Genomic DNA, 25,795 nt, shown 5'->3' with positions numbered 1-25,795 from the left:
CCCTGTACTTTTTTAACATCAATACCGGGAACGGGCCGACCAACGGAAGGGGAGTGACGCGTCGAAGCGGCTCAGGCCACCTGAACCGGAATGGCGTTGCTGGTGTGGCTGAGCTCATTGCCCGGCGCCATGTAAAGCATGCGCGGCTTGAAATTGAGCAGTTCCGCTTCGCTGTAATGGGCGTAGGCGCAAATGATCACGCGGTCGCCGACCTTGGCTTTATGCGCGGCTGCGCCGTTGACAGAAATCATCCGCGAACCTTCTTCGCCACGAATCGCGTAGGTGGTGAAGCGCTCGCCGTTGTCGACGTTATAGATCTGGATCTGCTCGTACTCACGGATGCCGGACAAGTCCAGCCATTCGCCATCAATGGCGCAGGAACCTTCGTAATCGAGTACCGCGTGAGTGACTTCGGCGCGGTGCAGTTTGGCCTTGAGCATGATGGCGTGCATGAGGGATTTCCCGGGTTGGAAGCAAACGGCGGGCAGTGTGCCCGAAGGCTTTGGGGGCGGCAATATGGCTTGAAATGCAAATTTCAGAACACTGAAAAACACTGTAGGAGTGAGCCTGCTCGCGATAGCGGACTGTCATTCAACAAAGGTGTCGAAAGTCAGGCCCTCATCGCGAGCAGGCTCACTCCTACAGGGGGATTGCGCTGTTTTTTAAGCCGGGGTATCGAGGTTCAGGTGCAGGTTGTCGATCAACCGCGTGGTGCCGAGGAACGCGGCCACCAGAATCACCAGATCGCGGTCTTCTGCCGTCGCCGGACGCAAGGTCAGAGCGTGGCGGATTTCCAGGTAATCCGGACGCAGGCCGGCGGCTTCCAGCTGTTGCACGTGGGCGGCGATCAGCGCCGGGTAGTCGCGCTCACCGTGCATGATCGACTCGGCAATCGTGCTCAGGGTGCGATAGACCACCGGGGCCACCGCACGTTGATCTTCGTTGAGGAAGCCGTTGCGCGATGACAGCGCCAGGCCGTCAGCCGCGCGCACGGTCGGTTCGCCGATGATCTGGATTGGCATGTTCAGGTCATGCACCAGCGCGCGGATCACCGCCAGTTGCTGGAAGTCCTTCTGACCGAAGATCGCCAGATCCGGCTGGACCATGTTGAACAGCTTGCTGACCACCGTTGCCACACCTTCGAAATGCCCCGGACGGCTGGCGCCGCACAGGCCTTCAGACAGTTGCGGCACGCTGACCCGGGTCTGCCCGGCCATGCCGTCGGGGTACATCTCTTCGACGGTCGGGGCGAACAGCAGATGACAGCCGGCTTGCAGCAGTTTTTCCTGATCCGCCGCCAGGGTGCGCGGATACTTGTCGAGGTCTTCGCCGGCGCCGAACTGCAGCGGGTTGACGAAAATGCTCGCGACCACGAAATCCACGCGCTGAGTGGCTTTGGTGATCAGCGCGATATGACCGCTGTGCAGGTTGCCCATGGTCGGCACAAAGCCGATGCGCTTGCCTTCACTGCGGGCGCGCGCCACGGCAGCGCGCAGTTCGCGTACGGTTTTAACAGTGTTCATGCAGAGAATCCGTGTTCGATCCCAGGGAAAGTAACGCCTTTGACTTCGTTGACGTAGGCCTTCAGGGCGGACTGGATGCTGTCCTGACCCTGCATGAAGTTCTTGACGAATTTCGGTACGCGGCCGGTGATCGACAGGCCGAGCATGTCGTGCAGCACCAGTACCTGGCCGTCGGTATCGCTACCGGCGCCGATGCCGATGACCGGAATCTTCACCGCCTGGCTGATTTCCGCCGCCAGCTCGCTCGGCACGCATTCAAGCAGCAGCATCGAAGCACCGGCCTGTTCCAGCGAGATCGCGTCGGCACGCATCTGCCGCGCCTGGTTCTCGTTGCGGCCCTGCACTTTATAGCCACCAAGAATGTTCACGGCCTGTGGGGTCAGGCCCATGTGCGCGCAGACCGGCACACCGCGTTCGGCCAGCAGGCGGATCGACTCCGCCAGCCACAGCGCGCCCTCGACCTTGACCATGTGCGCACCGGCCTGCATCAGCATGGCGCTATTGGTCATGGTTTGTTCGAGGGTGGCGTTGGCCATGAACGGCAGGTCAGCCAGGATCAGGGCGTCGGTGTTGCCGCGTTTGACGCAGGCGGTGTGGTAGGCCATTTCTGCGGTGGTCACCGGCAAGGTGCTGTCGTGCCCTTGCAGAACCATGCCGAGGGAGTCGCCCACCAGCAGCACTTCGACACCGGCCTCGTTGCAGGCGTGGGCGAAGGTCGCGTCATAGCAGGTCAGCATGGTGATCTTTTCACCTTTCTGCTTGAGGCTCTGGAGCGTGGTCAGGGTGATGGCTGGCATGTAAAAAATCCTCGTTCAGGCGCTCTGGAAACTACTGCGAGTAACGCGCGTGATTCTTCGTCTACTCAGGCGCACGCTCTTTTGTCGTGCTTATAAGGCCTGGATTGCGCCCGTATGTGCCGGGTTGGCGGCAGCGGGACGCCTATAGTCGTGAGGAGCCAAGCGGAAGTCAATTGCGTGTGTTACCGCATTGTTACGAGGGGAGTGTTACCGGCGTTACTGATGCGTTTCAGCGGCGCGGCGGGCCTGATTGGCGGGTTTTTTGTCCGACAAAAAATCAGAATCGGAATACTCAATGTGGGAGCGGGCTTGCTCGCGAAAGCGGTGGGTCAGTTGACTGATTGAGTGACTGACACGACGCCTTCGCGAGCAAGCCCGCTCCCACAGGGGGATGTTTTCAAGCTTGAGAGAGGCGTTCGAGGCCGACGAACGGGCAGGCGGTGAGCAGATCGGCGAGGGCGCGGCCATCGGCCAGGAGCAAATCCTCGGGAGCCAGTTCGGCCAGGGGATAGAGCACGAACGCCCGTTCCTGAATCTGATAATGCGGGACTTTCAGGCGTGGCTCGTCGATCAGGCGATCGCCGAACAGCAGGATATCCAGATCCAGCGTACGCGGCCCCCAGCGTTCCAGACGCTCGCGACCCTGATCGTTTTCGATCGCTTGCAGCGCATCGAGCAGATCGAGCGGCGCGAGGTCACTGTCGAGGGCGGCGACCGCGTTGGTGTAACGCGGTTGCCCTGGCAGCAGTGAATCGCTCTGATAGAACGCCGAAACACCAGCAAGGGAAGTCTGCGGCAATTGCCCCAGCGCGCTGAGCGCGTTGCGCAATTGTTCGGCCGGGTCAGCGAGATTGCTGCCCAGGCCGATATAGATGCGTTCCATGCCTTATTCGCCCGATGCGCTCGGTGCCCCGGCGCGCTTGCGCTTGGAGCCGCTGCTGCGGCGACGTTTGCGCGGCGCGCCGCTGGCGTCATCACCCTTGCCGCTGAGTTCGCGAATCATCTCGCGACGCTCGCTGTCGTTGGCGTCCTGATAGTCCGTCCACCATTCGCCCAGACCGTCGGTCTGCTCACCAGCGCTTTCACGCAGCAGCAGGAAGTCGTAACCGGCGCGGAAGCGTGGATTGTCCAGCAGCAGGTCGGCGCGTTTGCCGCTGCGGCGTGGCAGGCGTTCCTGCATGTCCCAGATCTCGCGGATCGGCATGGTGAAACGCTTTGGAATGGCGATGCGCTGGCACTGCTCGGCGATCAGCTCGTGCGCACCTTCCTGCATCGCCGGAATCGGCGGCATGCCACGCTCTTGCAGACGCAATACGCGGGCCGGCAGGGCAGGCCACAGCAGGGCGGCAAACAGGAACGCTGGGGTCACCGGTTTGTTTTGCTTGATGCGCAGGTCGGTATTGGTCAACGCTTCGCTGATCAACGTGTGGGTGTATTCCGGGTTGTGCTCCAGTGCGTCGGCACTGGCCGGGAACAGCGGGGCGAACAATTGCAGATCGACCAGCATCTCGAAGGTGATCGCGCCGTGGCCGGAGAGGAACAGCTTGAGCACTTCCTCGAACAGGCGGGCCGACGGAATCTCGCGCAGCATCGGTGCCAGTTCGCGGATCGGCTGCACGGTGTGCTTTTCGATGCCGAAATTGAGCTTGGCGGCGAAACGCACGGCGCGCAGCATGCGCACCGGGTCTTCCTGGTAACGCTGCTTCGGATCGCCGATCAGGCGGATCAGGTGGTTGCGGATGTCGTGCACGCCGTTGGCGTAGTCGAGGATGCGCTCGCTGACCGGGTCGTAATACAGCGCGTTGATGGTGAAGTCGCGACGTTGCGCGTCTTCTTCCAGGGTGCCATAAACGTTGTCGCGCAGAATCCGCCCGCTCTCGTTACGCGAAGACTGGTTGCTGTCTTCGTCGTCTTCATTGACCGGGTGATTGGCGCGGAAGGTCGCGACTTCGATGATTTCGCGACCGAAATGGATATGCACCAGTTTGAAGCGGCGACCGATGATCCGCGCATTGCGGAATTCGGCACGGACTTGCTCGGGGGTGGCGCTGGTGGCGACGTCGAAATCCTTGGGCGTGATGCCGAGGAGCATGTCACGCACGCAGCCGCCAACCAGATAGGCCTGGTAGCCGGCGCCCTGCAGGCGTTCGACGATATTGACCGCGTAGCGGCTGAATTGCCCCTTTTGCAGCGAATGTTGGCCGCTGTTGAGCACTTCAGGGGTGCTGCGGATGTGTTGCGTACGACGCACGGGAGTTCGGAATGACTGGAACAGCTTCTTCAGCATGGGATGCACTGTTTGAAGGAATGTTCGGCCATACCAAAGAATGACCGCATGATGGGCGCAGATTCTAGCATTTAGTCGGGGGATGGTGTAGGACGCAGCGGATTTGCGCTGTAAGTCGCAGGCTAAAGGCTTTGGAGGCGGGTTTTTGCTGCGGGGAAGAAACTACAAGGGGAGCCGAAGCTCCCCCAGAAGTAGTTGCGTGCTCTTTTTATTATTGATTCGGGCTTCTTGTTTTTGTTGAGTGCCCTCGCCATGAAGCTTTTCCTTCATGACCCTCCCAATCGGGAGCCAAGAGCAAACGGATTGCTTTGGTCGCTGTGTTGCAGTGATCTTGCGATCCAACCAGTACAGGCTCTGTCTTAGGACAGTTTTTGTTGTTCTCGTCCTGGTCGTGGGGCTAGCCCCAAATACAACGCCTCTCCAAAAGAATCAGTTAGCTGCGCCTCTCGCCGTCTTGTTTTTATTGTGCGTGAGTCGATTCGTCTTATTTTTATTGTCTTGTGCATTGCTTGTTATTGTTCTTGTACAAAACACATAGCAGGTGCCGTGCCAACTTTTGCGAAGCCCAATAAAACAAGGGGTTAAGTCGATATAACGGTTTTCTCGGGGCGAAAAAAAGCCGGGGTTTCGTTACCGATAACCCCGGCTTCTGTTACGTGAAAGGACTGAGGTAACAGTTTTTTCACGTCTTCAAGCGTTACCCGCGCACTCGACAGGTAACGTTCAGCTCTCGCTGGTGACCCCGGTCTTGCGCCGTGGAATGCCCAGGCGCTGACGGCGTTCCCACAGGCACTTGCGGCTGACGCCCAGTTTGCGCGCCAGTTCGGTCTCGGTCATGTGGTCCTGGTGTTCGAGGACGAAGTGCTGGAAGTAGTCCTCCAGCGACAGGTCTTCGGTCGGCTCATGGCTGCTGTTGCTGGCGTTACCGGCCGTTTGTGGCGGCAGGCCGATGAACTCGTCGTCTTCCAGATCGCTCAACTCGATGTCGATGCCCAGCAGGTCGGCAGAGATTTCCGGGCTTTCGCTCAGGATCACTGCACGCTCCACCGCGTTTTCCAGCTCGCGCACGTTGCCCGGCCAGGAATAATGCCGGATGGCCTGTTCGGCATCGGCGGCAAATTTCAGGTCGGTACGGTTGATGCGCGCACTCTGGCGAGCGAGGAACGCCGTGGCGATTTCGTTGACGTCGGCGCCACGTTCGCGCAATGCCGGCAGTTTCAGGGCAATCACATGCAGGCGGTAATACAAGTCTTCACGGAACTGGCCGATTTTCGCCAGGCTCTTGAGGTCGCGGTGGGTCGCGGCGATCAAGCGCACATCGACCTTTTGCGACTGCACCGAACCCACGCGGCGAATCTCGCCTTCCTGCAACACGCGCAGCAGACGGGCCTGAGCTTCCAGCGGCAGTTCGCCGATCTCGTCGAGGAACAGCGTGCCGCCGTCCGCCGCCTCCACCAGACCGGCGCGACCGGCGCTGGCGCCAGTGAACGCGCCTTTTTCGTGGCCGAACAGTTCGGACTCGATCAGGCTTTCCGGAATGGCAGCGCAGTTCACCGAAATCATCGGTGCCTTGGCACGCTTGGACAGGTTGTGCAGGGCGCGGGCCACCAGCTCTTTACCGGTCCCGGACTCGCCCTGGATAAGGACATTGGAATCGGTCGGCGCAACTTTGCGGATCTTGCTGTACAGATCCTGCATCGGCGGGCACGAGCCAATAATGCCGATCTCGCCGTTGCTGTTGTCGACAGACGACTTGCCGCTGCCATTGGCTGTTTTGCCGGCAGGCACTTCGCTGGCGGCAGGCGCCGACTGATGGTCACGCAGGATCCGCGCAACCGCCTGGAGCATTTCATCGTGATCGAAAGGCTTGGCGATGTAGTCCACCGCGCCCATCTTCATCGAGTCGACCGCCGAGCGCAGGCTGGCGTAGCTGGTCATGATCAGCACCGGCTTGCCCTGGCCAAGCTTGATCAGCTCGGTGCCGGGGGCGCCAGGCAGGCGCAGGTCGCTGACGATCAGATCGAATGTGGGAATACTGAAGCGTTCTTGTGCTTCCTGCACTGAACCGGCTTCGCTGACCTGATACTGGTTGCGTTCCAGCAGGCGGCGCAAGGCGGAGCGGATAATGGTTTCGTCTTCGACGATCAAAATGTGCGGCATTGATTCGATACTCTCGACGGTCTCAGTTCACAGCGGACGTCGCTTCGACATGACGCGGCAATGTCACCCGGATACGGGTGCCGCGCTGGCTTTGTACATCAGCCGGGCTGTCGATGGTGATTTGTCCATAATGCTCTTCAACGATGGAATAGACCAGTGCAAGGCCCAGACCGGTACCTTCACCCGGATCCTTGGTGGTGAAGAAAGGTTCGAACAATCGGTCCATGATGTTCTGCGGAATACCACTGCCTTCGTCTTCGACGATCAGATCGACCGTGTGTTCGCCGGCTTCACTCTTGACCCGTACGGCACTGTGCGGCGGCGAGGCGTCGCGGGCATTGGAGAGCAGATTGATCAGTACCTGGGCGAGCCGCTGCGGATCGCCTTCGACCCAGTGATCGGGATCGCACAGGTTATAGAACTGCACTTCGAAGTTGCGCCGGTTCAGCGCCAGCAGGCCAATCGCGTCCTGCGCGACTTCGGCCAGACAGACGGGTTCGTCGCTGTGCTGGTGGCTGCCGGCGTGGGCGAAACTCATCAGCGACTGCACGATGCGCGACACGCGCTTGGTCTGTTCGAGGATCTGCCCGCTGATTTCCGTCAGTTCGCCATCTTCTTCACGCTCTTCGCGCAGGTTCTGCGCCAGACAGGCGATGCCGGTGATCGGGTTGCCGATTTCGTGGGCCACACCCGCCGCCAGTCGGCCGATGCTCGCCAGTCGTTCGGAGTGCACCAGTTTGTCTTCGAGCATCTGTGTTTCGGTCAGGTCTTCCACCAGCAGCACCAGGCCGCTGTTGCCCGGTGCCAACGGTTCATCGATCGCCGCTTTGTGCAGATTCAGCCAGCGGGTCTGGCCGTCGAGGGCCAGGTGCTGTTTATGCAAATGCTCGTCGGGCAGGTTGATGAAGCCTTGCAGCAACTGCTTCCACGGATTGGCGATGGTGCTCAGGCGCGAGCCGACCACCCGTTGCGCGGCGATGCCGGTGAGTTCTTCCATGGCCTTGTTCCACATCAGGATCTCTTGATCCTTGGCCAGCGAGCAGACGCCCATTGGCAGCTCCTGCAGAGTCTGGCGGTGGTAGCGGCGCAAGGCGTCGAGCTCGGCGGCCAGCCCGGTGAGGCGCGAGTGGTAGTCCTCGAGACGGCTTTCGATGAAGTGGATGTCTTCGGTCACATAGTTTTCGCCGCCGGCCTTGTACGGCAGGAAGGTTTCGACCATGTCCTGCGCCACGCTCGGGCCCATCAGGCCGGAGAGGTTGGCTTCGATCCGGTCGCGCAAGCGGCGCAGCGCATAAGGGCGGCGTTCGTCGAACGGCAGATAGAGATCGCGCAGGGCCTGTTCGACTTCTTTTTGCGCGGCTTTTGCACCCAAGGGTTTGGCCAGTTGCGTGGCGAATTCCTGGGGTGAAGCAGCGTGCAGTTCGCGGCGTTGCGGACGGCGCACGTTATCCACCGCGCAGGCTTCGGCGGCGCTGGCCTCTTCAGGGCTGGCGTTGGTGAACAGTGAGATCAGCGTGAACATCAGCACGTTGGCTGCCAGCGAGGCGATGGCTGCCATGTGCCAACTGGTGTCGTCCAGCACGTAGATCATGTTCAGCAGCGGAATGTAGAAACCCTGCAGATTGCCGACCAGCGGCAGCAGCATGGTCACCACCCACACCAGAATCCCCGCCAGCAGGCCGGCGATAAAGCCGCGCCGGTTGGCGGTCGGCCAGTACAGCACCGAGAGCACGCCGGGCAGGAACTGCAAGGTGGCGACGAAGGCGACGATGCCGAGGTTGGCCAGGTCCTGTCCGGCGCCGAGCATCAGGTAAAAGCAGAAACCGGCCATGATGATCGCGACGATCAGCGCCCGGCGCGTCCACTTCAGCCAGCGATAGATGTTGCCTTCGGCCGGCGGCTGATAGAGCGGCAGCACCAGGTGGTTCAGCGCCATGCCCGACAGCGCCAGGGTGGTGACGATGATCAGGCCACTGGCCGCCGACAGCCCGCCGACGTACGCGAGCAGGGCCAGCGGTTTGCTGTTGGCAGCAATGCCGATACCGAGGGTGAAGTATTCCGGGTCAGTGGTGGCGCCGAGTTTCAGGCCGGCCCAGAGAATCAGCGGCACCGCCAGGCTCATCAGCAGCAGGAACAGCGGCAGGCCCCAGCTGGCACTGACCAGCGAGCGCGGATTGAGGTTTTCGGTGAAGGTCATGTGATACATGTGCGGCATCACGATCGCCGAGGCGAAGAACACCAGCAACAGCGTGCGCCACGGGCCTTCCTGCAGCGGTGTGTGCAACGCGGCGAGGGCGGTCTGGTTTTGCAGTAGCCACAGTTCAAGCTGTTGCGGGCCGTCGAACACGCCGTACAACGCATACAGACCGACGCCGCCGAGGGCGATCAGTTTGATCACCGATTCGAAGGCAATCGCGAACACCAGCCCTTCGTGTTTCTCGCGGGTGGCGATATGCCGCGAACCGAAGAAAATCGTGAACAGAATGATCAGCGCACAGAACGCCAGCGCGACGCGGCTCTGGATCGGCTCGCCGGTGAGGATGCCGATGGAATCGGCCACCGCCTGAATCTGCAACGCCAGCAGCGGCAGTACGCCGATCAGCATGAAGATGGTGGTCAGCGCGCCGGCCCAGGTGCTGCGAAAGCGGAAGGCGAACAGATCCGCCAGCGACGACAGTTGATAGGTGCGGGTGATTTTCAGAATCGGATACAGCAGCACCGGCGCCAGCAGAAACGCGCCGGACACCCCGAGGTAACTGGAAAGAAAGCCGTAGCCGTACTGATAGGCCAGGCCCACCGTGCCGTAAAACGCCCAGGCACTGGCATAGACCCCCAGCGACAGGGTGTAGGTCAGCGGGTGGCGAATGATCGCCCGCGGGATCATGCCCCGTTCGCTGATCCAGGCGACGCCGAACAGCACTGCAAGGTACGCGGCGCTGATCAGGATCATCTGGGTCAGGCTAAAGCTCATCGGCATCTTTTTGGCTCTGCAGGATGAAGGTCACGACAATCAGGATCAACCAGAGCAGATACGGCCGATACCAGGCGCCCGTGGCGTCGATCCACCAATCCATGATGGCTGGCGAAAACAGATAGATTCCCACGACCAGAAGCAGGACCAAGCGATAGATGTACATCCCGGCCTCTCTTTTTTATGCGCGTGCCCGAAAACGTGCGGCGATGGTAACGGATGGGCGCACGACTGCAAGTGTCGTCATAGCAGTTGAGCTTCGGGCAGGGTCAGTGTGCGCGGGATCCTGGATGCATCCCAGTGGGCCGCGCCCCATTTCAGTAATTCCTGCGGTGAAGCGTGGGCCAGCTCGGCGCCGGGGTTCTGCCCCAGCGCACGCAAGGCCCGAAGCAGCAACGGAGTGGCCTGATCGGCTTCCAGTGGCGGCGAACGGTAGGATTTGCCGAGCTTGTTGCCGTCCGGCTGCGTAATCAATGGCAGGTGCAGATAGCGCGGCTGACGCAGGCCCAACAGTTCTTGCAGGTAGAGCTGGCGCGGCGTGGAGTCGAGCAGATCGGCGCCGCGCACGATGTCGGTGATGCCTTGCCAGGCGTCATCCAGCACCACGGCCAGTTGATAGGCGTAGAGGCCGTCGCGGCGGCGAATCACGAAATCGCCGACATCACGCCCCAAGTGCTGGCGAAATTCGCCCTGCACGCGGTCGATGAAGTGGTATTCCAGCTCCGGCACGCGCAGGCGGATCGCCGCGTCTTGCTGCTCATGGCCGGCATTGCGGCACAGTCCCGGATAAATTCCGTGGTACGGCTCCAGCTGTTTGCGCGAACAGGTGCAGGCGTAAGCGAGGCCGTGATTGAACAGATTATCGAGGACTTCGGCGTAGGCAGCGTGCCGGTCACTCTGGCGCACCATTTCGCCGTCCCATTCGAACCCGTAGCTTTCCAGCGCCTTGAGAATCGCCGCCTGCGCGCCGGGTTCTTCCCGGGGCGGATCGAGATCTTCCATGCGCACCAGCCAGCGCCCGCCGACCGCGCGCGCGTCGAGGTAAGAGGCGAGGGCGGCAACCAGCGAGCCGAAGTGCAGGTGGCCACTGGGGGTGGGGGCGAAGCGGCCGATGTAGGCGGGGGCGGTTTTGGCAGTCATGTGGACAATATAACTTTTCAGGATTCGCGCAGATTACCCCTGTCGGAGCGGGCTTGCTCGCGAAAGCGTCGGCTCAGACATATTTGATGTTGAATGACGTACCGCCTTCGGGAGCAAGCCCCTTCCCACCAAAAGCGCAATCAGGGCAGAAGGCAGAAGGCAGAAACATTACCCTTGTGGGAGCGGGCTTGCTCGCGAAAGCGTCGGTTCGGACACCTTTGATGTTGAATGACGTACCGCCTTCGGGAGCAAGCCCCCTCCCACTAAAGCAAGGCAAAAGGGCAAAGGCAAAAGGCAGAAACAAAAACGGAGCGTTCGCACGCTCCGTTTTTCGTTCAGGTCGAGATTACTTGCCGACCTGCTTTTCTTTGATTTCCGCCAGGGTCTTGCAGTCGATGCACAGATCGGCGGTAGGACGGGCCTCGAGGCGCTTGACGCCGATCTCGATGCCGCAGGATTCGCACCAACCGTACTCTTCGTCCTGGATCAGTTCGAGAGTCTTGTCGATCTTCTTGATCAGCTTGCGCTCGCGGTCGCGGGCGCGCAGCTCGAGGGCGAATTCTTCTTCCTGGCTGGCACGGTCGGCCGGGTCAGGGAAGTTGGCCGCTTCGTCTTTCATGTGATCAACAGTACGGTCGACTTCCTGCATCAAGTCCTGTTTCCACTTGTTCAGGATCTTGGTGAAGTGCGCGCGCATCGGGGCGCCCATGTACTCCTCGCCTTCCTTCGGAACGTAAGGTTCGAAGCCGCTGATCGTCACTTGCTGCTGTTGCTTTGCTTGGGTGGGCATGAAATGGACCGCCTCTACTCTTGTAATCCATTGCGCAGGATTGCTCCATCACCGACACCTGCCGGCCCTGCGGCTGCAAGCGGGCGAACTTACCAGATCAATTCGGCCTGCGCTACTCCCGGATGTCGACGCCCCGGCGGGTGGCGCTTGCAGAAGTCTGGCAGGCCATGTCTGACAGTGATGGAGACCTGATCAATCTCTGATTTTAGTCAATCCTGGAGCGTACGCGCATATCGTTACAGTCCAGCGTTCTTGAGGCTGTGACCGCGACGGGTTCTCGCTCGTTCCGGCAGATGGGTAGAATCGTCTCTTTTTCCCCGTCGAAGGAAAACCAATGGCTCAGCCTTACAGTGCGCGCAGTCGTGCGATCGAACCGTTCCATGTGATGGCGCTGCTGGCGCGGGCCAACGAACTGCAGGCCGAAGGTCACGACGTGATCCACCTGGAAATCGGCGAGCCGGACTTCACCACCGCCGAGCCGATCATCCGTGCCGGGCAAGCGGCGCTGACGGCAGGCAAGACCCGCTACACCGCCGCGCGGGGTATTCCCGAGTTGCGCGAGGCGATTTCCGGGTTCTATCAGACACGTTACGGTTTGAACATCGATCCACGACGGATCCTGATTACGCCGGGTGGCTCCGGCGCCCTGTTGCTGGCCAGTGCCTTGCTTGTCGATCCCGGCAAACACTGGCTGCTGGCCGACCCGGGTTACCCGTGCAACCGGCACTTCCTGCGTCTGGTCGAAGGCGCGGCGCAACTGGTCCCGGTCGGGCCGGACGTGCGTTACCAACTGACTCCGGATCTGGTGGCGCGGCACTGGGACCACGACAGCGTTGGCGCCTTGGTGGCGTCGCCAGCCAACCCCACCGGGACCATCCTGACCCGCGATGAACTGGCCGGGTTATCCACAGCGATCAAGGCGCGGCACGGGCACCTGGTGGTGGACGAGATCTACCACGGCCTGACTTACGGCACCGATGCCGCCAGCGTGCTGGAAGTCGATGACAGCGCCTTTGTCCTCAATAGTTTCTCCAAATATTTCGGTATGACCGGTTGGCGTCTCGGCTGGCTGGTGGCGCCGGATGCGGCCGTCAGTGAGCTGGAAAAACTCGCCCAGAACCTGTACATCAGCGCCCCGAGCATGGCGCAGTACGCCGCTTTGGCCTGCTTCGAGCCGGACACCATCAGCATCCTCGAAGAACGCCGCGCAGAATTTGGCCGCCGCCGCGACTTCCTTCTGCCGGCATTGCGCGAGTTGGGTTTCAATATCGCCGTCGAGCCTGAAGGGGCGTTTTACTTGTATGCCGATATCAGCCAGTTCGGCGGTGATGCCTTCGCGTTCTGCCGTCATTTTCTCGAAACCGAGCACGTTGCCTTTACTCCTGGGCTGGACTTCGGGCGTTATCAGGCCAGCCACCATGTGCGTTTCGCTTACACGCAAAACCTCCCTCGCTTACAGGAAGCGGTGGAACGTATCGCTCGCGGCTTGAAGAGCTGGCAAGGCTGATGCGCTTTTATCCGGCTCTGGAAGAGGCGCGGCTGATTCGCCGCTACAAACGTTTTCTGGCGGACGTTGAAACGGTCAATGGCGAGCTGTTGACCCTGCACTGCCCGAATACCGGCTCGATGCTCAACTGCCAGGTCGAAGGCGGGCAGGTGTGGTTCAGTCGCTCAAACGACCCGAAGCGCAAGCTGCCCGGCACCTGGGAAATCGGTGAAACCCCGCAGGGCCGGCTGTTTTGCGTGAACACTGGCCGCGCCAACGCGCTGGTTGAAGAGGCGCTGCAGGCCGGAGTCATCAGTGAGTTGAACGGCTTCACGGCGCTTAAACGCGAAGTGGCGTACGGTCAGGAAAAGAGCCGCATCGATTTCCGCCTCGAATACCCGAGTGGCCCGGCCTACGTGGAAGTAAAAAGCGTCACGTTAGGCTTCGATGGAACCAACGTGGCGGCGTTTCCCGACGCGGTTACCCAGCGTGGTGCCAAACACCTGCGCGAGCTGGCGCATCTGGCCCGTGACGGTATTCGTGCGGTGCAGTTGTATTGCGTCAATCTCAGCGGCATCGAGGCCGTGCGACCTGCCGAGGAAATCGATTCGGCCTACGCGGATGCCCTGCGCGAGGCCGTTGCATGCGGGGTCGAAGTGCTGGCCTACGGCGTGCGCTTGAACCACGAAGAGATGGTGATCGACCGGCGGCTGGACGTTTTGCTCAACGGTTAAACATCTATCCACAGCCCTTGGGCATCTTCGCGGCTGGGGATGGCGGTCAGCGATTGCCCGGCGCAGGGCCCGGCGACGCATTCACCGTCCTCGATCAGAAACAGTGCGCCGTGGGTGGCGCACTGGATCAGGCTGTTGCTCGGGTCGAGAAACTGGTCGGGCTGCCATTCCAGACCGACGCTGCGATGCGGGCAGAGATTGAGATAAACATAGACCTGGCCATTGCGGCGCACGGCAAACAGTTTGTTGCCATCGATGTCGAACCCACGGCTGCCGGCCTCAGCGAGATCGGTACCGGCGCACAAAAACTTCATGGCTATCCTCAAGTGTCGGCTCGTTTCAGGAAATGTCCGAGCTTGACGTTTAAATGCAAACAATTATCAAATGGCCGCCTTCGCCCACTCTCAGCCGCCGCCAAGGATACTTGGCCTGCCGGTGTGCTGCCCGGGAAAACTGTTCAAGGAAAGCTGCGTATGCGCCTGAGTACCCGCGTTGTTGTGCTGTGTGTCGGACTGCTCGCCAGCCTTCAGGCGACAGCTGCCGATTTGCCGCAACGTTGGGTCAGTGCCGGTGGCGCGCTATCGGAGTGGGTGAGTGCGTTGGGCGGCGAACCCAAGCTAGTCGGCGTCGACACTACCAGTCAGCATCCGCAATCGTTGAAGCAGCTGCCAAGCATCGGCTATCAACGCAGTCTGTCGGCTGAGGGCATTCTCAGTCTGCGCCCGGATATCCTCATCGGCAGCGAGGAAATGGGCCCGCCGCCGGTTATCGCTCAGGTGAAGAGCGCGAAGGTGCGGGTCGAACTGTTCTCGGCACAGCCGGATTTGCCGACCCTGGAAAAAAACCTCACGCATCTGGGGCAGTTGCTGGGCGCGCAAGCGCAGGCGGCGCAGTTGCTGGAAAGTTATCAACAGCAACTGACCGCGCAGAAAGCGCGAGTCGCCGAGTTGCAGACCAAACAAAAGGCGCCCGGCGTGCTGGTGCTGATCGGGCATGCCGGCGGCAAACCGTTGATTGCCGGCAAGGACACGGCCGCCGACTGGCTATTGCAACAGGCCGGTGGGCACAACCTGGCGACACATACCGGTTACAAGCCGTTCTCCGTGGAGTCGCTGGCCGGGCTCGATCCTGAAGTGCTGGTGTTTGCTGATCGCGCGTTGAGCGGTGAGGCGGCAAAAGCGGCATTGTTCAAGGAAAACCCCATTCTCAATTCAAGCCGCGCGGCCAAGGCCGGACGGGTGCTGGAGCTGGATCCGACGCTGCTGGTCGGCGGGCTCGGGCCGCGTTTACCGGCGGCACTGAAGAATTTGTCTGACGGCTTCTACCCGACTGCGAGTGGCCAATGACCGTACTGGTCAAACCACGAAGCCTGTTTATCGGCCTGACGCTCCTGTGTTTGCTGGCCATCTGGCTGTCGTTGGCGCTGGGGCCGGTGAGCCTGCCGCTGTTCGATACGTTACGCGCTGCATTGCGCATGGTCGGTGTGCCGTTGGCGCCGGACGGTCTGGAGCAGGCTGAGCTGATCCTCGGGCAGATTCGCCTGCCGCGCACCTTGCTCGGCTTGGCCGTCGGTGGTGTGCTGGCATTGTCAGGTGTGGCGATGCAGGGTTTGTTTCGCAATCCGCTGGCCGATCCCGGGTTGGTCGGGGTCTCCAGCGGCGCGGCACTCGGGGCGGCGATTGCGATCGTCGGCGGTTCGTTTTTTGGCGGGTTGCCGGATTGGTTCGGGCCGTATCTGTTATCGGCGTGCGCGTTTCTCGGTGGGCTGGGGGTGACGGCGCTGGTCTATCGGCTTGGACGGCGCAACGGTCAGACTAACGTCGCGACCATGCTGTTGGCCGGGATCGCCCTGACAGCGCTGGCCAGCTCGGCAGTCGGGTTGTTCACCTATCTGGCGGATGACGCGACTTTGCGCACGCTGACTTTCTGGAATCTGGGCAGCCTCAATGGTGCGAGTTACGCGCGTCTGTGGCCGTTGCTGATCATCAGCACCGGCGTCGCGCTGTGGTTGCCGCGCCGCGCCAAGGCCCTGAATGCCTTGTTGCTCGGTGAGTCCGAAGCCGGGCACTTGGGGATCGATGTCGAACGGCTCAAGCGTGAATTGGTGTTCTGCACGGCGTTGGGTGTTGGCGCAGCGGTGGCAGCAGCCGGGATGATTGGCTTCGTCGGGCTGGTGGTGCCGCATCTGGTGCGTTTATTGGCCGGGCCGGATCACCGTGTGCTATTGCCCGCCTCGGTATTGGCCGGTGCCAGTCTATTGTTGCTGGCGGATCTGGTGGCGCGGCTGGCGCTGGCGCCGGCGGAATTGCCGATCGGTATCGTCACCGCGTTTATCGGCGCGCCGTTCTTCCTCTATCTGCTGCTGCGAGGACGTGCCTGATGTTGCGTGCGCACAATCTGCACATCCGCCGCGGGCGCAAGACCGTCCTCAGTGACGTCACCCTGCAACTTGAGCCCGGTGAGGTGCTGGGTGTGCTCGGGCCGAACGGTGCCGGCAAAAGCACCTTGCTCGGTGCCTTGTGCGGAGAGCTGATGGCGAGTGAGGGCGAGGTGTTGCTCGACTACAAGGCGCTGAATCACTGGACCGGTACGCAGCGCGCGCAACGTCTGGCGGTATTGCCGCAGGTCTCAACGCTGGATTTTGCCTTTCGCGTGGAAGAAGTGGTCGGCATGGGCCGCTTGCCTTATCAAAGTGGTCGGGTGCGCGATGACGAGATTGTTGCGGCAGCGCTGGACGCTGCAGATGCCGGGCATCTAAGCGGGCGCAGTTATCTGGCATTGTCGGGGGGCGAGCGCCAGCGTGTGCATCTGGCGCGGGTGCTGGCGCAGTTATGGCCCGGGCAGACCGGGCAAACCCTGTTGCTGGATGAACCGACCTCGATGCTCGATCCCTTGCATCAACACACCACGCTGCAAGCGGTGCGCGAGTTTGCCGATCGTGGCGCAGCGGTGCTGGTCATCCTGCATGATCTGAATCTGGCGGCACGCTATTGTGATCGGGTGTTGCTGCTCGAAGGCGGGCGCCCGGTGGCGCTGGATACGCCGCAGCAAGTCTTGCGACCGGACTCGCTCAAAGCCGTGTTCGGTCTCGAAGTATTGGTGCAGCCGCACCCGGAGCGTGGGCATCCGCTGATCATCGCCCGCTGATTTCTCATTGAGGTGATGGTATGCGCGGGATCTGGTTGTTAGCGGTGTTGTGGCTGACGGGGTGTCAGCATGTTGCGGCACCGCCACCGGTCAGCGGTGAGATTCGCGATCTGCACAGCGGCCAGGTGCTGACATCGCACGAACTGCTGACGCGTCTGGCCAAGCCGCAACAGTTGATCATTGGCGAGCAACATGACAGCGCCGATCATCACGCTGCGCAGTTGTGGCTGTTGCGGGCGCTCGGTGAGCAACGCCCTCAGGGCAGTCTGTTGCTGGAGATGCTCACGCCTGATCAACAGCCGAAAGTTGATCAGGTTCGTCATGCCGCAACGCCGCCCACCGATCTTGCCGCCGCGCTGTCCTGGCAGGATGGTTGGGACTGGAATCTCTATGGACCGATTGTTCGGTTTGCTCTCACGCAGCCCTATCCGCTGTTGGCGGCCAATCTGGATAACAGCGATATCCGCGCGTTCTATCGTCAGCCGCCAGCCCTGAGCGGTGTTCGCAGCAATGCGGCCTCGGTGAAAGCCAAGCTATTTGAGCAGATCAGCGAATCACATTGCGGCTTGCTGCCCAAATCGCAGATGCCGGCGATGCTCGCGGTTCAGCAACAGCGCGATCGCCGCATGGCTGAACGTTTGCTGGCAGCGCCGACGCCAGCCTTGCTGCTGGCGGGTGCCTGGCATGCGCGCAAGGATGCTGGCGTGCCGCTGCATGTTCTGGATCTGGGCGCAGCCCGGGCGCCAACGGTGCTGATGCTGGCCGAGCAGGGCGCTGAGGTGACTGTGGCGATGGCCGATTACGTCTGGTACACCCCGGCCATGCCCGCGCAGGATTACTGCGCGCAGATGCGCAAGCAGTTCGGCCAATGACTTTTCCACAGGCAAAAAAAGACCCGGTAAAAACCGGGTCAAATAACCGTGATTAGCCTGATGAGGAGATAATCTGAGAGTCCGAACCAAGGGCTTTTCAGAATATCGACTGATCTCGCGACCAGTTGTGATAATCATAGCGATTCTCATTAGCGAGTCAACCACTGTTTTTCCATTTGCTTGATTTAGTCGTGCGAATGGCCGGAATACCCCGGAAATACGGGACTCAACGTGGAGGTTTGACGGCACTCAGTTGTGTGATCTGTTGATTGAGCTGGCCGATGCGTCGGGCCATGCTCTCGATCAGGCTGTGGGCAATCTTCGGATTGTTGCGGGTCATGTTCAGAAACTGCTCGCCGGGAATCAGCATCACTGTGCTCGGCTCGCGAGCAATGACGGTAGCGTTACGCGGCTCGCCGGTGAACACCGCCATGGCGCCGAAAATCTCGTCCTTGGGCACTTCGCCAACCTTGTGCCCGTCAACAAATGCTTCGGCATGCCCATCGATGATCACGAAGACGTGATCGGCGGCATCGCCCTGCTGGATCAGTACTTCACCGCTCTCGACCCGCTTGAAGCCATTGGTGCTGCGAAACTCCCGCGGTTTCAGTTCGGCCACCGCATGAGCCAGCAGCGCCATCTGCCCTAGCAAATATTCAAGCCATTGCTCGGCCCGGCCCGGCTCGGCATACAAATGCTGGAACAGATCGCTTCGCCGATAGGGCAACAAGCGCAATGGCCCGTCGCTGCGCAGTCGGCAATCGGCCCAGGCGTCACCTTGCTGCAGCCCGATCAGATCGCCTTCCTGCCAGTAAAACAGCGCACGGCCGCCGATGTCGCCGTGGATCACGCCTTCTGTCAGCAGAAACAACTGATCGTGTGGGAGCTGCGCCATCAGGTTGTCAGAAATTTCTGGCTCAAAGGCTGGCCCGCACGGCGCAAGCCCTTCCAGCCAGCGCGCGGGCAAACTCTGCAAGCGATTGATCAGTGCATCGACCGGTGCCGATTGTTCTCCGAGCAGATACATGGCCGTCAGTGCCTGTTCAGTTCTTGTGGCGCGAGGAAATCGCTTCGAGCTGCTTGTTCAAGGCGTCTTTGCGTTCGGCCGGGATGTCGTTCCAGTGCACATCCATCAGCGCCCCTTCGATCGCGTACAACAACACCTTTGATGCGCGAAACCCGCGGGTGCGCACGGCCCGATAGGCGTCTACCGCCCCCAGGCGACGCAAGTCCGAGGCGCTGTGGATGCCCACGGCATGCAGCCACTGCGCCGACGTCTTGCCAAGATTCTTCAGGTGTTGCAGTTCATCATTCATCAAGCCTCCTTGCGACGGCCGAATGCTGCGTGGGCGATCTTCTCAGGAGTGTAGCCATCAGTAGGAAAAGCGTGGTTGTTTGGTCGGATTAGACGCAAACGCTACTAAGAAAGGGGCTGCGAACGCAGAAAGGAGGGAAGAAACGCGGAAAATGAAGGTGGGAGTGGGCGCTCGAGAAGGGGGCCTTTCAGCCAACAGATGTATCGACTGACACTACGCCTTCGCGAGCAAGCCCGCTCCCACAGGGGAAAGGCGTCGGGTCAGAGAAAGATAAAAAAGGATCAGCGGGTGCGATAACGCAGGCGTGTACCAAAATTCATCGACATCAGGATCTCGTCGGCACTCAGCTCCGGCGGAAAATACGCTCCGGAAATCTGTGCGTGCGCCAGGCTTGCGCCTTCCAGCGATGAATTACGGAAATCGATGCCGCGCAAATCGGCGGAGCGAAAGTACGCGTCCCGGAAATCCACGCCATCGGCGTTCAGTTCACGCAGATCGAGGCCACGAAAGTCGCCGCCGACCATGTCGATCGGGCCGTCTTGCGGGCGTTCCTTGTTGAAGCCTGTGATGTCGTCTTTGTGCAGCAAGGCATAAAGCGGGGTATCGAGAAGTTTCGGCTGGCTCATGTCAGATCACCTGTTGGTTTTATGACGCCAGTATAGTGCCACTATTTGACGGCCGTGAAGCAAGCGAGGGCTTCACGGCCGAAATAGTTTCTTACAGGCCCGGCAGACGCTGGCGGATCTGCGCCACAACGGTGTCGAGCGTCCCGCTTTCATTGGTTTGCACGCGTTTGCTGCGCAGGATTTCTTCTGGCGTCAGGGCTTCGCGGCTGGCTTGCTGGGCCTCGATCACGGCCAGTGTGGCGTCGGAAGGATCTTTCTGGTCGGCCTGACGAATCGCCAGCCAGCTCTCGATTACCGCTTGCGGCGCGTTGCAGTCGAGGATCAGGAACGGTGTGCCGGTGGCTTCAGCGATTTTTGCCGCGCTATCGCGTTGTTCGCGCTTGAGGTAAGTCGCGTCGATCACCACCGGGAAACCGGCGTGCAGGATCACTTCAGCGATTTCATGCAGACGGGCATAGGTCGCGGCGCTGGCATCAGCACTGTAAATCCCTGCCTGCACATCGTTGGCTACGGTTTGCTCGCCGAACAGGCGCTTGCGCTCGACGTCGGAACGCAGGCGAATCGCGCCCAGCGCTTCGACCAGACGCATGGCCACGTGGCTCTTGCCGACCGCCGATACGCCGTGGGTAATTGCCATGAAGCGCGAAGGAATGGTGCTGTAGCTTTCTGCGAGGTTGGCGTAGTTGCGGTACTGGCGCAGGGTAGTGGCGCGTTGCACCGGGGTGGCGTCCGCCGGCATGCTGAACAGCGCGACTTTGGCACGAACCAGCGCGCGGTAGGCTTTATAGAAGTTCAGCACTTCGAGGCCTTGATAGTCGCCGGTCAGCTCCAGGTACTGGCTGATGAAGCGGCGGGCGAGGGATTTCAGACCGCGGTCTTCCAGGTCCATCGCCAGGAAACCGGTATCGGCCCAGACGTCAGTGAAGCGGAACGGTTCGTTGAACTCGATGCAGTCGAAGATCACCACTTTGCCGTTGATGACAGTGGCGTTGCCCAAGTGGATGTCGCCGTGGCATTCGCGGGTGAAACCCTCGGCCTTGCGTTGGGCGAACAGGGGCTTGAGGCGTTCGAAGCTGCTTTCGGCCCAGGCTTTCAGCGCTTCAAGTTGCAGCAAATCGTTTTTATCGCTGAGGAACGGCAGAATCTGTTCGAAGTTTTGCGCGACCGGGGCCATCACCGCATCCGGGGTGCCGGCTTCGTGCTCGGCCGGAACCTTCGGTGCGCTGAGGTGGAATTTGGCAATCTGCTCGGCCATCTCATCGATGTGTTGGGTGGTCAGCTCACCGTTGGCTTGCAGGGTGCTGAGCAAACCTGCCTGCGGGAACTGACGCATTTTCAGCACGTATTCGATCACCGGGCCGTCGCCACCCAGTTGCGGCGCCTCGACGCTGCCGGTCACCGGCAACACGTCCAGATACAAATCATCGGTCAGACGTTGGTTCAGACGCAGTTCTTCAGCGCAGAAATGTGCGCGCGACTCCAAGCCGGTGAAGTCGAGGAAGCCGAAATTCACCGGCTTCTTCACTTTATAAGCAAAGGGGCCAGTGAGGATCACCCACGAGATATGGGTTTCGATGACCTGGAACCCTTCGACAGGGTGCGGGTAGAGGGCCGGGTTTTGCAGGGCAGCGATCAGGGACTGGCTCACGGGCGATCCTTCAGAGACTGGGAAATTCGAGGTCGCCATTATGGCCGCTCGCCAGCCCGACGCAAACCTCGGAGCGCTCCTGTTGAGGATGAATAAAGTGCGTATAATCCGCCGCCATGACTCGAACTCGATCCCCCCGTACCAAGAAAAAACCAGCCTCCAAGGGCCTTAGCCCGTGGTTGAGCTGGGCCATTAAACTCAGCCTGGTCGGCCTTGTGGTGCTGGCCGGCTTCGCCGTTTACCTCGATGCCGTGGTGCAGGAGAAGTTCTCCGGCAAGCGCTGGACCATCCCGGCCAAGGTATACGCGCGTCCGCTTGAGCTGTTCGTCGGACAAAAGCTCAGCAAGGACGATTTCCTCACTGAACTCGATGCCTTGGGCTATCGCCGCGAAGCCGTGAGCAATGGCCCCGGCGCTGCCGCCGTCAACGGCAATACCGTTGATCTGAATACCCGCGGCTTCCAGTTCTATGAAGGCCTGGAAAAAGCCCAGCCAGTACGCGTGCGCTTCTCCGGCGACTATGTGGCCGAGCTTTCGGGGCTCAATGGCGGGAAATTGTCCGTGGTGCGGCTTGAGCCGCTGATGATCGGCGGCATCTACCCGAAAAATCTTGAAGACCGCATCCTGATCAAGCTCGATCAGGTGCCGCCGTATCTGCTGGAAACCCTGGTAGCAGTTGAAGACCGCGACTATTACAGCCACTGGGGCGTGTCGCCGAAGTCGATTGCCCGGGCGATCTGGATCAACACCTCTGGCGGCAAGATGACCCAGGGCGGTAGTACGCTGACCCAGCAATTGGTCAAGAACTTCTACCTCACCAACGAGCGCAGCCTGAGCCGCAAGCTCACCGAAGCGATGATGGCGATGCTGCTGGAGCTGCACTACGACAAGAAGGAAATTCTTGAGGCCTACCTCAACGAAGTCTTCGTCGGGCAGGACGGTCAGCGTGCGGTGCACGGTTTCGGTCTGGCCAGCCAGTTCTTCTTCGGTCAGCCATTGTCCGAGCTGAAGCTGCATCAGGTCGCGTTGCTGGTCGGCATGGTCAAGGGCCCGTCTTACTACAACCCGCGGCGCAATCCGGAGCGTGCGCTGGAACGCCGTAATCTGGTGCTCGACGTGCTTGAGCAGCAAGGCGTGGCGACTGCCGAACAGGTTGAAGCGGCGAAGAAAATGCCCTTGGGCGTGACCACGCGCGGCAAGCTTGCCGACAGCTCGTTCCCAGGCTTTATCGATCTGGTCAAACGCCAGTTGCGCGAAGACTACCGCGACGAAGACTTGACCGAAGAAGGCCTGCGGATCTTCACCAGTTTCGACCCGATCCTGCAGATGAAAGCAGAAGCCTCGGTCAACGACACCTTTAAACGTCTGGCCGGGCGCAAAGGCTCTGATGACGTGGAAGCGGCGATGGTCGTGACCAATCCGGAAACCGGTGAAGTGCAAGCGATGATCGGCAGCCGTCAGGCCAGTTATGCCGGTTTCAACCGCGCACTGGACGCGGTTCGGCCGATCGGTTCGTTGATCAAACCGGCGGTTTATCTGACCGCGCTGGAGAAACCGAGCCAGTACACACTGACCAGTTGGCTGTCCGACGATCCGTTGTCGGTCAAAGGCGCGAACGGTCAGGTGTGGAAACCGCAGAATTATGATCGCCGCTCCCACGGTACCGTGTTCCTCTATCAAGGCCTGGCGCATTCCTACAACCTGTCGACCTCGCGTCTGGGTCTGGAAGTCGGCGTGCCTAACGTGCTCAAGACCTTGGGTCGTCTGGGTGTGACGCGTGAGTTCCCTGCATTCCCGTCTATGTTGCTGGGCGCCGGTGGCATGACCCCGATCGAAGTCGCGACCATGTACCAGACCCTCGCCAACGGTGGTTTCAACACACCGATGCGCGGGATTCGCAGCGTGTTGACCGCCGATGGCGAGCCACTCAAGCGTTATCCGTTCCAGATCGAGCAGCGTTTCGATCCGGCGTCCATCTATCTGATCCAGAACGCCATGCAGCGCGTGATGCGTGAAGGTACCGGCAGCTCGGTTTATAACGTGCTGCCCAAGACTCTGACATTGGCCGGCAAAACCGGTACCAGTAACGATTCGCGTGACAGCTGGTTCGCCGGTTTCAGTCAGGATTTGCTGGCCGTGGTCTGGCTCGGTCGTGACGACAACGGCAAGACTCCGTTTACCGGTGCGACCGGTGCGTTGCAGGTCTGGACCAGTTTCATGCGCAAGGCCGATCCGCTGCCGCTGGACATGCCGCAGCCGGACAACATCGTGCAGGCGTGGGTCGATTCGCGTACCGGGCAAGGCTCTGATGCCAACTGTCCGGGGGCGGTACAGATGCCGTATATTCGCGGCAGCGAACCGCCACCCGGCGCCGCGTGTGCAAGCGAAACGCCTGCCTCGCCGGAGTCGGTGATGGATTGGGTCAAGGGCTGGATGAATTAAGCAAAGAGGGTTTCAAGTGAACAAGTGGTTGATTCCAGCGGTGACCGCCGTGGCTTTGCTCAGCGGCTGCTCTACCGTACAGCGTGGTTCGATCCCAGTGGTGGATTCCGGCACGGCCGTGTCCAATAGCGAACGGCTGTCGGCCAACGGCGGTTTTCGCAAGACGACAGTCACACGCCCAGTCCAGGGCCAGGCGCAATCTCAGGCCATCCCGCAAGGCGATACCGGCGTGGTGGTGATGGTACCGGGTGGCGGCGCCACGACATCGGCGCCGATCAGCTCCTCGCCGATCGTGCCGGGCCCGGCGTCTGGCGGTATCACCGCAGGGCCGTACAACCCGACGCCGGTCGAGTCGGCGCCGATCAACTCCGGCAGTTACAGCATGCCTTCGACGCCAAGCGGGATTCCTTCGGCCAGCAGTGGCGGTGGTCTGTCGGCGGACGAGCAACTGGACGGTCCGGTGCTCGCCTTGCTGACCACCGCACAGCAGCAACAGGCCGGTGGTGACCTCAACGGTGCGTCTTCCAGCCTCGAGCGCGCGCAACGCGTTGCCCCGCGTGAGCCGCAAGTGCTTTATCGTCTGGCGCAAGTACGCATGGCTCAAGGCGATGCGCCGCAGGCCGAGCAGTTCGCTCGTCGGGCGCTGACCATGGCCAACGGTCGTCCGGACTTGCAGGCCAGCCTGTGGGAAATCATCGCGCAGTCACGTGAGAAGCAGGGCGACTCCGCCGGTGCGGCGCTGGCTCGTCAGAAGGCCAAGGTTTCGCTGTGATGGATTCCCGTTTCCCGAAAATCGCCGATCAGTTGCTGTTGATCGAGCGCGAACTGCGCACGCAGGGTTGGTGGGACGAGGTCCAGCCATCGGCCGAAGCCCTGAGCAGTGTCGAACCGTTTTCGGTCGACACGCTGGATTTTGAGCAATGGCTGCAATGGATCTTCCTGCCGCGAATGAAGATGATCCTCGAACAGGATCTGCCGCTGCCCAATGCCTCGGGCATTCAGGAAATGGCTGAAATGGTCTTCGCCCAGCGCAATCTGCAGGGCAAGGACCGCCAGCTGCAGGTGCTGCTCAAAGAGTTCGACCTGCTGATTACCGCCTCGCGCTAAGCCTCTGTAGGAGCTGTCGCAGGCTGCGATCTTTTGATCTTGGTTTCAAAGATCAAAAGATCGTCCGATCGCGGCCCGAGCCTGCGGCAGCTCCTACAGATGACTATTCGCAGTTCTGCGCAATCTGCTTCTGCGCTTCGACAATGCGCTCCTGACGCTGCGCATCATCCAGCCGCCGTAATTGTCCCTCCACTTCCTCCCTCAACCGCGGATTATTCTGCAATTGCGCCAGGTTCGTCCGTGCCTGTTCGCAAAATGCCTTGAGCTGCGCCTGCTGCTCCGCCACCTGTTTCTTCACCTTGTCGTCGATGGCTTTCTGATCGCCCAGCGCACCACTGCCAGGCATGGCGGCAGGTTTCGGTGGGGGCGAGGAGGGCGTCTGCACAGTCGCCGCCGGCAGCCCTTGCGGTGGCTGCGCATCGAAGTGCGTGACGCCTTGGGCATCGACCCATTTGTAGATCTGAGCGGCCGAGCACCATGGGCTGAGGCCGACCAGCAGAGTTAACAGAAGCGTTCGCATGCTGATTCCTTGGCAAAATTGCGCAATTGACGCTAACAGAGTAGCTGTTTTCAGGTTTTTTCTTGCGTTCTCATGTGCTTACCCACAATTAAGCACATTGACGGCTTGACTTGGAGAGGGCGAAACAGAAGAATCCAAAGTCCGCTGTAGAGGGACTGCCAGAAGCAGACCCACTCGGTAGATCATGAGGCGCATATCCGCGTCGACCTGTTACACCCGCAACGCGTTAC

Annotated in this window: 25 protein-coding genes; 9 read left to right on the top strand and 16 right to left on the bottom strand. The window is 60.7% G+C overall.

Features of this window, described 5'->3' with window-relative positions:
* Positions 1-71: 71 nt before the first annotated feature.
* From panD to dksA, 10 genes are all read right to left on the bottom strand, one after another.
* On the bottom strand, positions 72-452 hold the full coding sequence (panD, locus tag AC1RBR_RS22820; RefSeq protein ID WP_003228271.1) for an aspartate 1-decarboxylase: 381 nt from the start codon (positions 450-452) through the stop codon (positions 72-74).
* A 210-nt stretch (positions 453-662) separates the two neighbouring features.
* A complete protein-coding gene (panC, locus tag AC1RBR_RS22815; RefSeq protein WP_492566699.1) occupies positions 663-1,523 on the bottom strand; it encodes a pantoate--beta-alanine ligase in 861 nt (286 codons plus the stop codon).
* Positions 1,520-2,320, bottom strand: coding sequence for a 3-methyl-2-oxobutanoate hydroxymethyltransferase (panB, locus tag AC1RBR_RS22810; protein WP_027614100.1), 801 nt, complete (start codon positions 2,318-2,320; stop codon positions 1,520-1,522). Before panB ends, panC begins: the two co-directional genes overlap by 4 nt.
* Positions 2,321-2,717: 397 nt before the next feature.
* A complete protein-coding gene (gene folK, locus AC1RBR_RS22805; protein ID WP_492566697.1) occupies positions 2,718-3,203 on the bottom strand; it encodes a 2-amino-4-hydroxy-6-hydroxymethyldihydropteridine diphosphokinase in 486 nt (161 codons plus the stop codon).
* 3 nt (positions 3,204-3,206) lie between these two features.
* Positions 3,207-4,607: a polynucleotide adenylyltransferase PcnB gene (locus AC1RBR_RS22800; RefSeq protein ID WP_007963895.1), complete on the bottom strand. Its 1,401-nt coding sequence runs from the start codon at positions 4,605-4,607 to the stop codon at positions 3,207-3,209.
* A 723-nt stretch (positions 4,608-5,330) separates the two neighbouring features.
* On the bottom strand, positions 5,331-6,767 hold the full coding sequence (locus tag AC1RBR_RS22795; RefSeq protein ID WP_115986750.1) for a sigma-54-dependent transcriptional regulator: 1,437 nt from the start codon (positions 6,765-6,767) through the stop codon (positions 5,331-5,333).
* 22 nt (positions 6,768-6,789) lie between these two features.
* On the bottom strand, positions 6,790-9,744 hold the full coding sequence (locus AC1RBR_RS22790; protein ID WP_166497202.1) for a sensor histidine kinase: 2,955 nt from the start codon (positions 9,742-9,744) through the stop codon (positions 6,790-6,792).
* Positions 9,728-9,904, bottom strand: coding sequence for a hypothetical protein (locus tag AC1RBR_RS22785; RefSeq protein WP_003176118.1), 177 nt, complete (start codon positions 9,902-9,904; stop codon positions 9,728-9,730). The genes AC1RBR_RS22790 and AC1RBR_RS22785 overlap by 17 nt, the downstream gene beginning before the upstream one ends.
* 77 nt (positions 9,905-9,981) lie before the next feature.
* Entirely contained in the window at positions 9,982-10,878 is an 897-nt protein-coding gene (gluQRS, locus tag AC1RBR_RS22780; RefSeq protein ID WP_492566694.1) for a tRNA glutamyl-Q(34) synthetase GluQRS, read from the bottom strand.
* Between the two features lie 346 nt (positions 10,879-11,224).
* Positions 11,225-11,668 carry an RNA polymerase-binding protein DksA gene (gene dksA / locus AC1RBR_RS22775; RefSeq protein WP_027614094.1) on the bottom strand — a complete coding sequence of 148 codons (444 nt, stop codon included), beginning with the start codon at positions 11,666-11,668 and terminating at the stop codon, positions 11,225-11,227.
* Between the two features lie 334 nt (positions 11,669-12,002).
* Here dksA and AC1RBR_RS22770 point away from each other — a divergent pair, with 334 nt between their 5' ends.
* Together AC1RBR_RS22770 and sfsA are read left to right on the top strand one after the other, a co-directional pair.
* Entirely contained in the window at positions 12,003-13,175 is a 1,173-nt protein-coding gene (locus tag AC1RBR_RS22770) for a pyridoxal phosphate-dependent aminotransferase (protein WP_103367313.1), read from the top strand.
* Entirely contained in the window at positions 13,175-13,888 is a 714-nt protein-coding gene (gene sfsA / locus AC1RBR_RS22765; protein ID WP_103367314.1) for a DNA/RNA nuclease SfsA, read from the top strand. The genes AC1RBR_RS22770 and sfsA overlap by 1 nt, the downstream gene beginning before the upstream one ends.
* Here sfsA and AC1RBR_RS22760 read toward each other — a convergent pair.
* Complete coding sequence (locus AC1RBR_RS22760; RefSeq protein ID WP_492566692.1) at positions 13,885-14,202, bottom strand: Rieske (2Fe-2S) protein; 318 nt, start codon at positions 14,200-14,202, stop codon at positions 13,885-13,887. The two genes, sfsA and AC1RBR_RS22760, sit on opposite strands and share 4 nt — an antisense overlap.
* Before the next feature lie 159 nt (positions 14,203-14,361).
* Between AC1RBR_RS22760 and AC1RBR_RS22755 the strand changes: the two genes are divergently transcribed.
* From AC1RBR_RS22755 to AC1RBR_RS22740, 4 genes are read left to right on the top strand one after another with little or no spacing between them, the layout of a single operon-like run.
* Positions 14,362-15,234, top strand: coding sequence for a heme/hemin ABC transporter substrate-binding protein (locus tag AC1RBR_RS22755; protein ID WP_492566690.1), 873 nt, complete (start codon positions 14,362-14,364; stop codon positions 15,232-15,234).
* A 50-nt stretch (positions 15,235-15,284) separates the two neighbouring features.
* Positions 15,285-16,268 (top strand): FecCD family ABC transporter permease, encoded by a 984-nt coding sequence (locus AC1RBR_RS22750; RefSeq protein ID WP_492567268.1) that lies wholly within the window; start codon positions 15,285-15,287, stop codon positions 16,266-16,268.
* On the top strand, positions 16,268-17,035 hold the full coding sequence (locus AC1RBR_RS22745) for a heme ABC transporter ATP-binding protein (RefSeq protein ID WP_492566689.1): 768 nt from the start codon (positions 16,268-16,270) through the stop codon (positions 17,033-17,035). Before AC1RBR_RS22750 ends, AC1RBR_RS22745 begins: the two co-directional genes overlap by 1 nt.
* A gap of 20 nt (positions 17,036-17,055) precedes the next feature.
* Complete coding sequence (locus AC1RBR_RS22740; RefSeq protein ID WP_492566687.1) at positions 17,056-17,907, top strand: ChaN family lipoprotein; 852 nt, start codon at positions 17,056-17,058, stop codon at positions 17,905-17,907.
* A gap of 226 nt (positions 17,908-18,133) precedes the next feature.
* On the opposite strand, the gene AC1RBR_RS22735 is transcribed toward AC1RBR_RS22740, so the two are convergent.
* The 4 genes from AC1RBR_RS22735 to AC1RBR_RS22720 all read right to left on the bottom strand — a co-directional run bounded on the left by AC1RBR_RS22735 (position 18,134) and on the right by AC1RBR_RS22720 (position 21,497).
* Entirely contained in the window at positions 18,134-18,934 is an 801-nt protein-coding gene (locus AC1RBR_RS22735) for a Crp/Fnr family transcriptional regulator (protein WP_481395791.1), read from the bottom strand.
* A 16-nt stretch (positions 18,935-18,950) separates the two neighbouring features.
* Positions 18,951-19,223, bottom strand: coding sequence for a TfoX/Sxy family protein (locus tag AC1RBR_RS22730; protein WP_003228231.1), 273 nt, complete (start codon positions 19,221-19,223; stop codon positions 18,951-18,953).
* Between the two features lie 281 nt (positions 19,224-19,504).
* On the bottom strand, positions 19,505-19,849 hold the full coding sequence (locus tag AC1RBR_RS22725; RefSeq protein WP_095140084.1) for a pentapeptide repeat-containing protein: 345 nt from the start codon (positions 19,847-19,849) through the stop codon (positions 19,505-19,507).
* Between the two features lie 91 nt (positions 19,850-19,940).
* A complete protein-coding gene (locus AC1RBR_RS22720; protein ID WP_095140085.1) occupies positions 19,941-21,497 on the bottom strand; it encodes a bifunctional aminoglycoside phosphotransferase/ATP-binding protein in 1,557 nt (518 codons plus the stop codon).
* 116 nt (positions 21,498-21,613) lie between these two features.
* Here AC1RBR_RS22720 and mrcB point away from each other — a divergent pair, with 116 nt between their 5' ends.
* The 3 genes from mrcB to AC1RBR_RS22705 are packed head-to-tail and all read left to right on the top strand — an operon-like array spanning position 21,614 to position 25,045.
* Positions 21,614-23,938: a penicillin-binding protein 1B gene (mrcB, locus tag AC1RBR_RS22715; RefSeq protein ID WP_492566684.1), complete on the top strand. Its 2,325-nt coding sequence runs from the start codon at positions 21,614-21,616 to the stop codon at positions 23,936-23,938.
* Between the two features lie 16 nt (positions 23,939-23,954).
* Positions 23,955-24,710, top strand: coding sequence for a tetratricopeptide repeat protein (locus AC1RBR_RS22710; protein WP_095140087.1), 756 nt, complete (start codon positions 23,955-23,957; stop codon positions 24,708-24,710).
* Positions 24,710-25,045, top strand: coding sequence for a YqcC family protein (locus AC1RBR_RS22705; RefSeq protein ID WP_007963922.1), 336 nt, complete (start codon positions 24,710-24,712; stop codon positions 25,043-25,045). Before AC1RBR_RS22710 ends, AC1RBR_RS22705 begins: the two co-directional genes overlap by 1 nt.
* Before the next feature lie 103 nt (positions 25,046-25,148).
* Here AC1RBR_RS22705 and AC1RBR_RS22700 read toward each other — a convergent pair whose 3' ends face one another.
* Positions 25,149-25,565 (bottom strand): DUF4124 domain-containing protein, encoded by a 417-nt coding sequence (locus tag AC1RBR_RS22700; RefSeq protein ID WP_492566682.1) that lies wholly within the window; start codon positions 25,563-25,565, stop codon positions 25,149-25,151.
* Between the last annotated feature and the right edge of the window lie 230 nt (positions 25,566-25,795).

The organism is Pseudomonas sp. GW823-FHT01D03 (assembly GCF_058798255.1).
This window is presented reverse-complemented; position numbering and strand designations above follow the sequence as displayed.

Coding starts and splice junctions, on each gene's coding strand:
- panD (WP_003228271.1), bottom strand. CDS start 452: ATGCACGCCATCATGCTCAAGGCCAAACTGCACCGCGCCGAAGTCACT.
- panC (WP_492566699.1), bottom strand. CDS start 1,523: ATGAACACTGTTAAAACCGTACGCGAACTGCGCGCTGCCGTGGCGCGC.
- panB (WP_027614100.1), bottom strand. CDS start 2,320: ATGCCAGCCATCACCCTGACCACGCTCCAGAGCCTCAAGCAGAAAGGT.
- folK (WP_492566697.1), bottom strand. CDS start 3,203: ATGGAACGCATCTATATCGGCCTGGGCAGCAATCTCGCTGACCCGGCC.
- AC1RBR_RS22800 (WP_007963895.1), bottom strand. CDS start 4,607: ATGCTGAAGAAGCTGTTCCAGTCATTCCGAACTCCCGTGCGTCGTACG.
- AC1RBR_RS22795 (WP_115986750.1), bottom strand. CDS start 6,767: ATGCCGCACATTTTGATCGTCGAAGACGAAACCATTATCCGCTCCGCC.
- AC1RBR_RS22790 (WP_166497202.1), bottom strand. CDS start 9,744: ATGCCGATGAGCTTTAGCCTGACCCAGATGATCCTGATCAGCGCCGCG.
- AC1RBR_RS22785 (WP_003176118.1), bottom strand. CDS start 9,904: ATGTACATCTATCGCTTGGTCCTGCTTCTGGTCGTGGGAATCTATCTG.
- gluQRS (WP_492566694.1), bottom strand. CDS start 10,878: ATGACTGCCAAAACCGCCCCCGCCTACATCGGCCGCTTCGCCCCCACC.
- dksA (WP_027614094.1), bottom strand. CDS start 11,668: ATGCCCACCCAAGCAAAGCAACAGCAGCAAGTGACGATCAGCGGCTTC.
- AC1RBR_RS22770 (WP_103367313.1), top strand. CDS start 12,003: ATGGCTCAGCCTTACAGTGCGCGCAGTCGTGCGATCGAACCGTTCCAT.
- sfsA (WP_103367314.1), top strand. CDS start 13,175: ATGCGCTTTTATCCGGCTCTGGAAGAGGCGCGGCTGATTCGCCGCTAC.
- AC1RBR_RS22760 (WP_492566692.1), bottom strand. CDS start 14,202: ATGAAGTTTTTGTGCGCCGGTACCGATCTCGCTGAGGCCGGCAGCCGT.
- AC1RBR_RS22755 (WP_492566690.1), top strand. CDS start 14,362: ATGCGCCTGAGTACCCGCGTTGTTGTGCTGTGTGTCGGACTGCTCGCC.
- AC1RBR_RS22745 (WP_492566689.1), top strand. CDS start 16,268: ATGTTGCGTGCGCACAATCTGCACATCCGCCGCGGGCGCAAGACCGTC.
- AC1RBR_RS22740 (WP_492566687.1), top strand. CDS start 17,056: ATGCGCGGGATCTGGTTGTTAGCGGTGTTGTGGCTGACGGGGTGTCAG.
- AC1RBR_RS22735 (WP_481395791.1), bottom strand. CDS start 18,934: ATGTATCTGCTCGGAGAACAATCGGCACCGGTCGATGCACTGATCAAT.
- AC1RBR_RS22730 (WP_003228231.1), bottom strand. CDS start 19,223: ATGAATGATGAACTGCAACACCTGAAGAATCTTGGCAAGACGTCGGCG.
- AC1RBR_RS22725 (WP_095140084.1), bottom strand. CDS start 19,849: ATGAGCCAGCCGAAACTTCTCGATACCCCGCTTTATGCCTTGCTGCAC.
- mrcB (WP_492566684.1), top strand. CDS start 21,614: ATGACTCGAACTCGATCCCCCCGTACCAAGAAAAAACCAGCCTCCAAG.
- AC1RBR_RS22705 (WP_007963922.1), top strand. CDS start 24,710: ATGGATTCCCGTTTCCCGAAAATCGCCGATCAGTTGCTGTTGATCGAG.
- AC1RBR_RS22700 (WP_492566682.1), bottom strand. CDS start 25,565: ATGCGAACGCTTCTGTTAACTCTGCTGGTCGGCCTCAGCCCATGGTGC.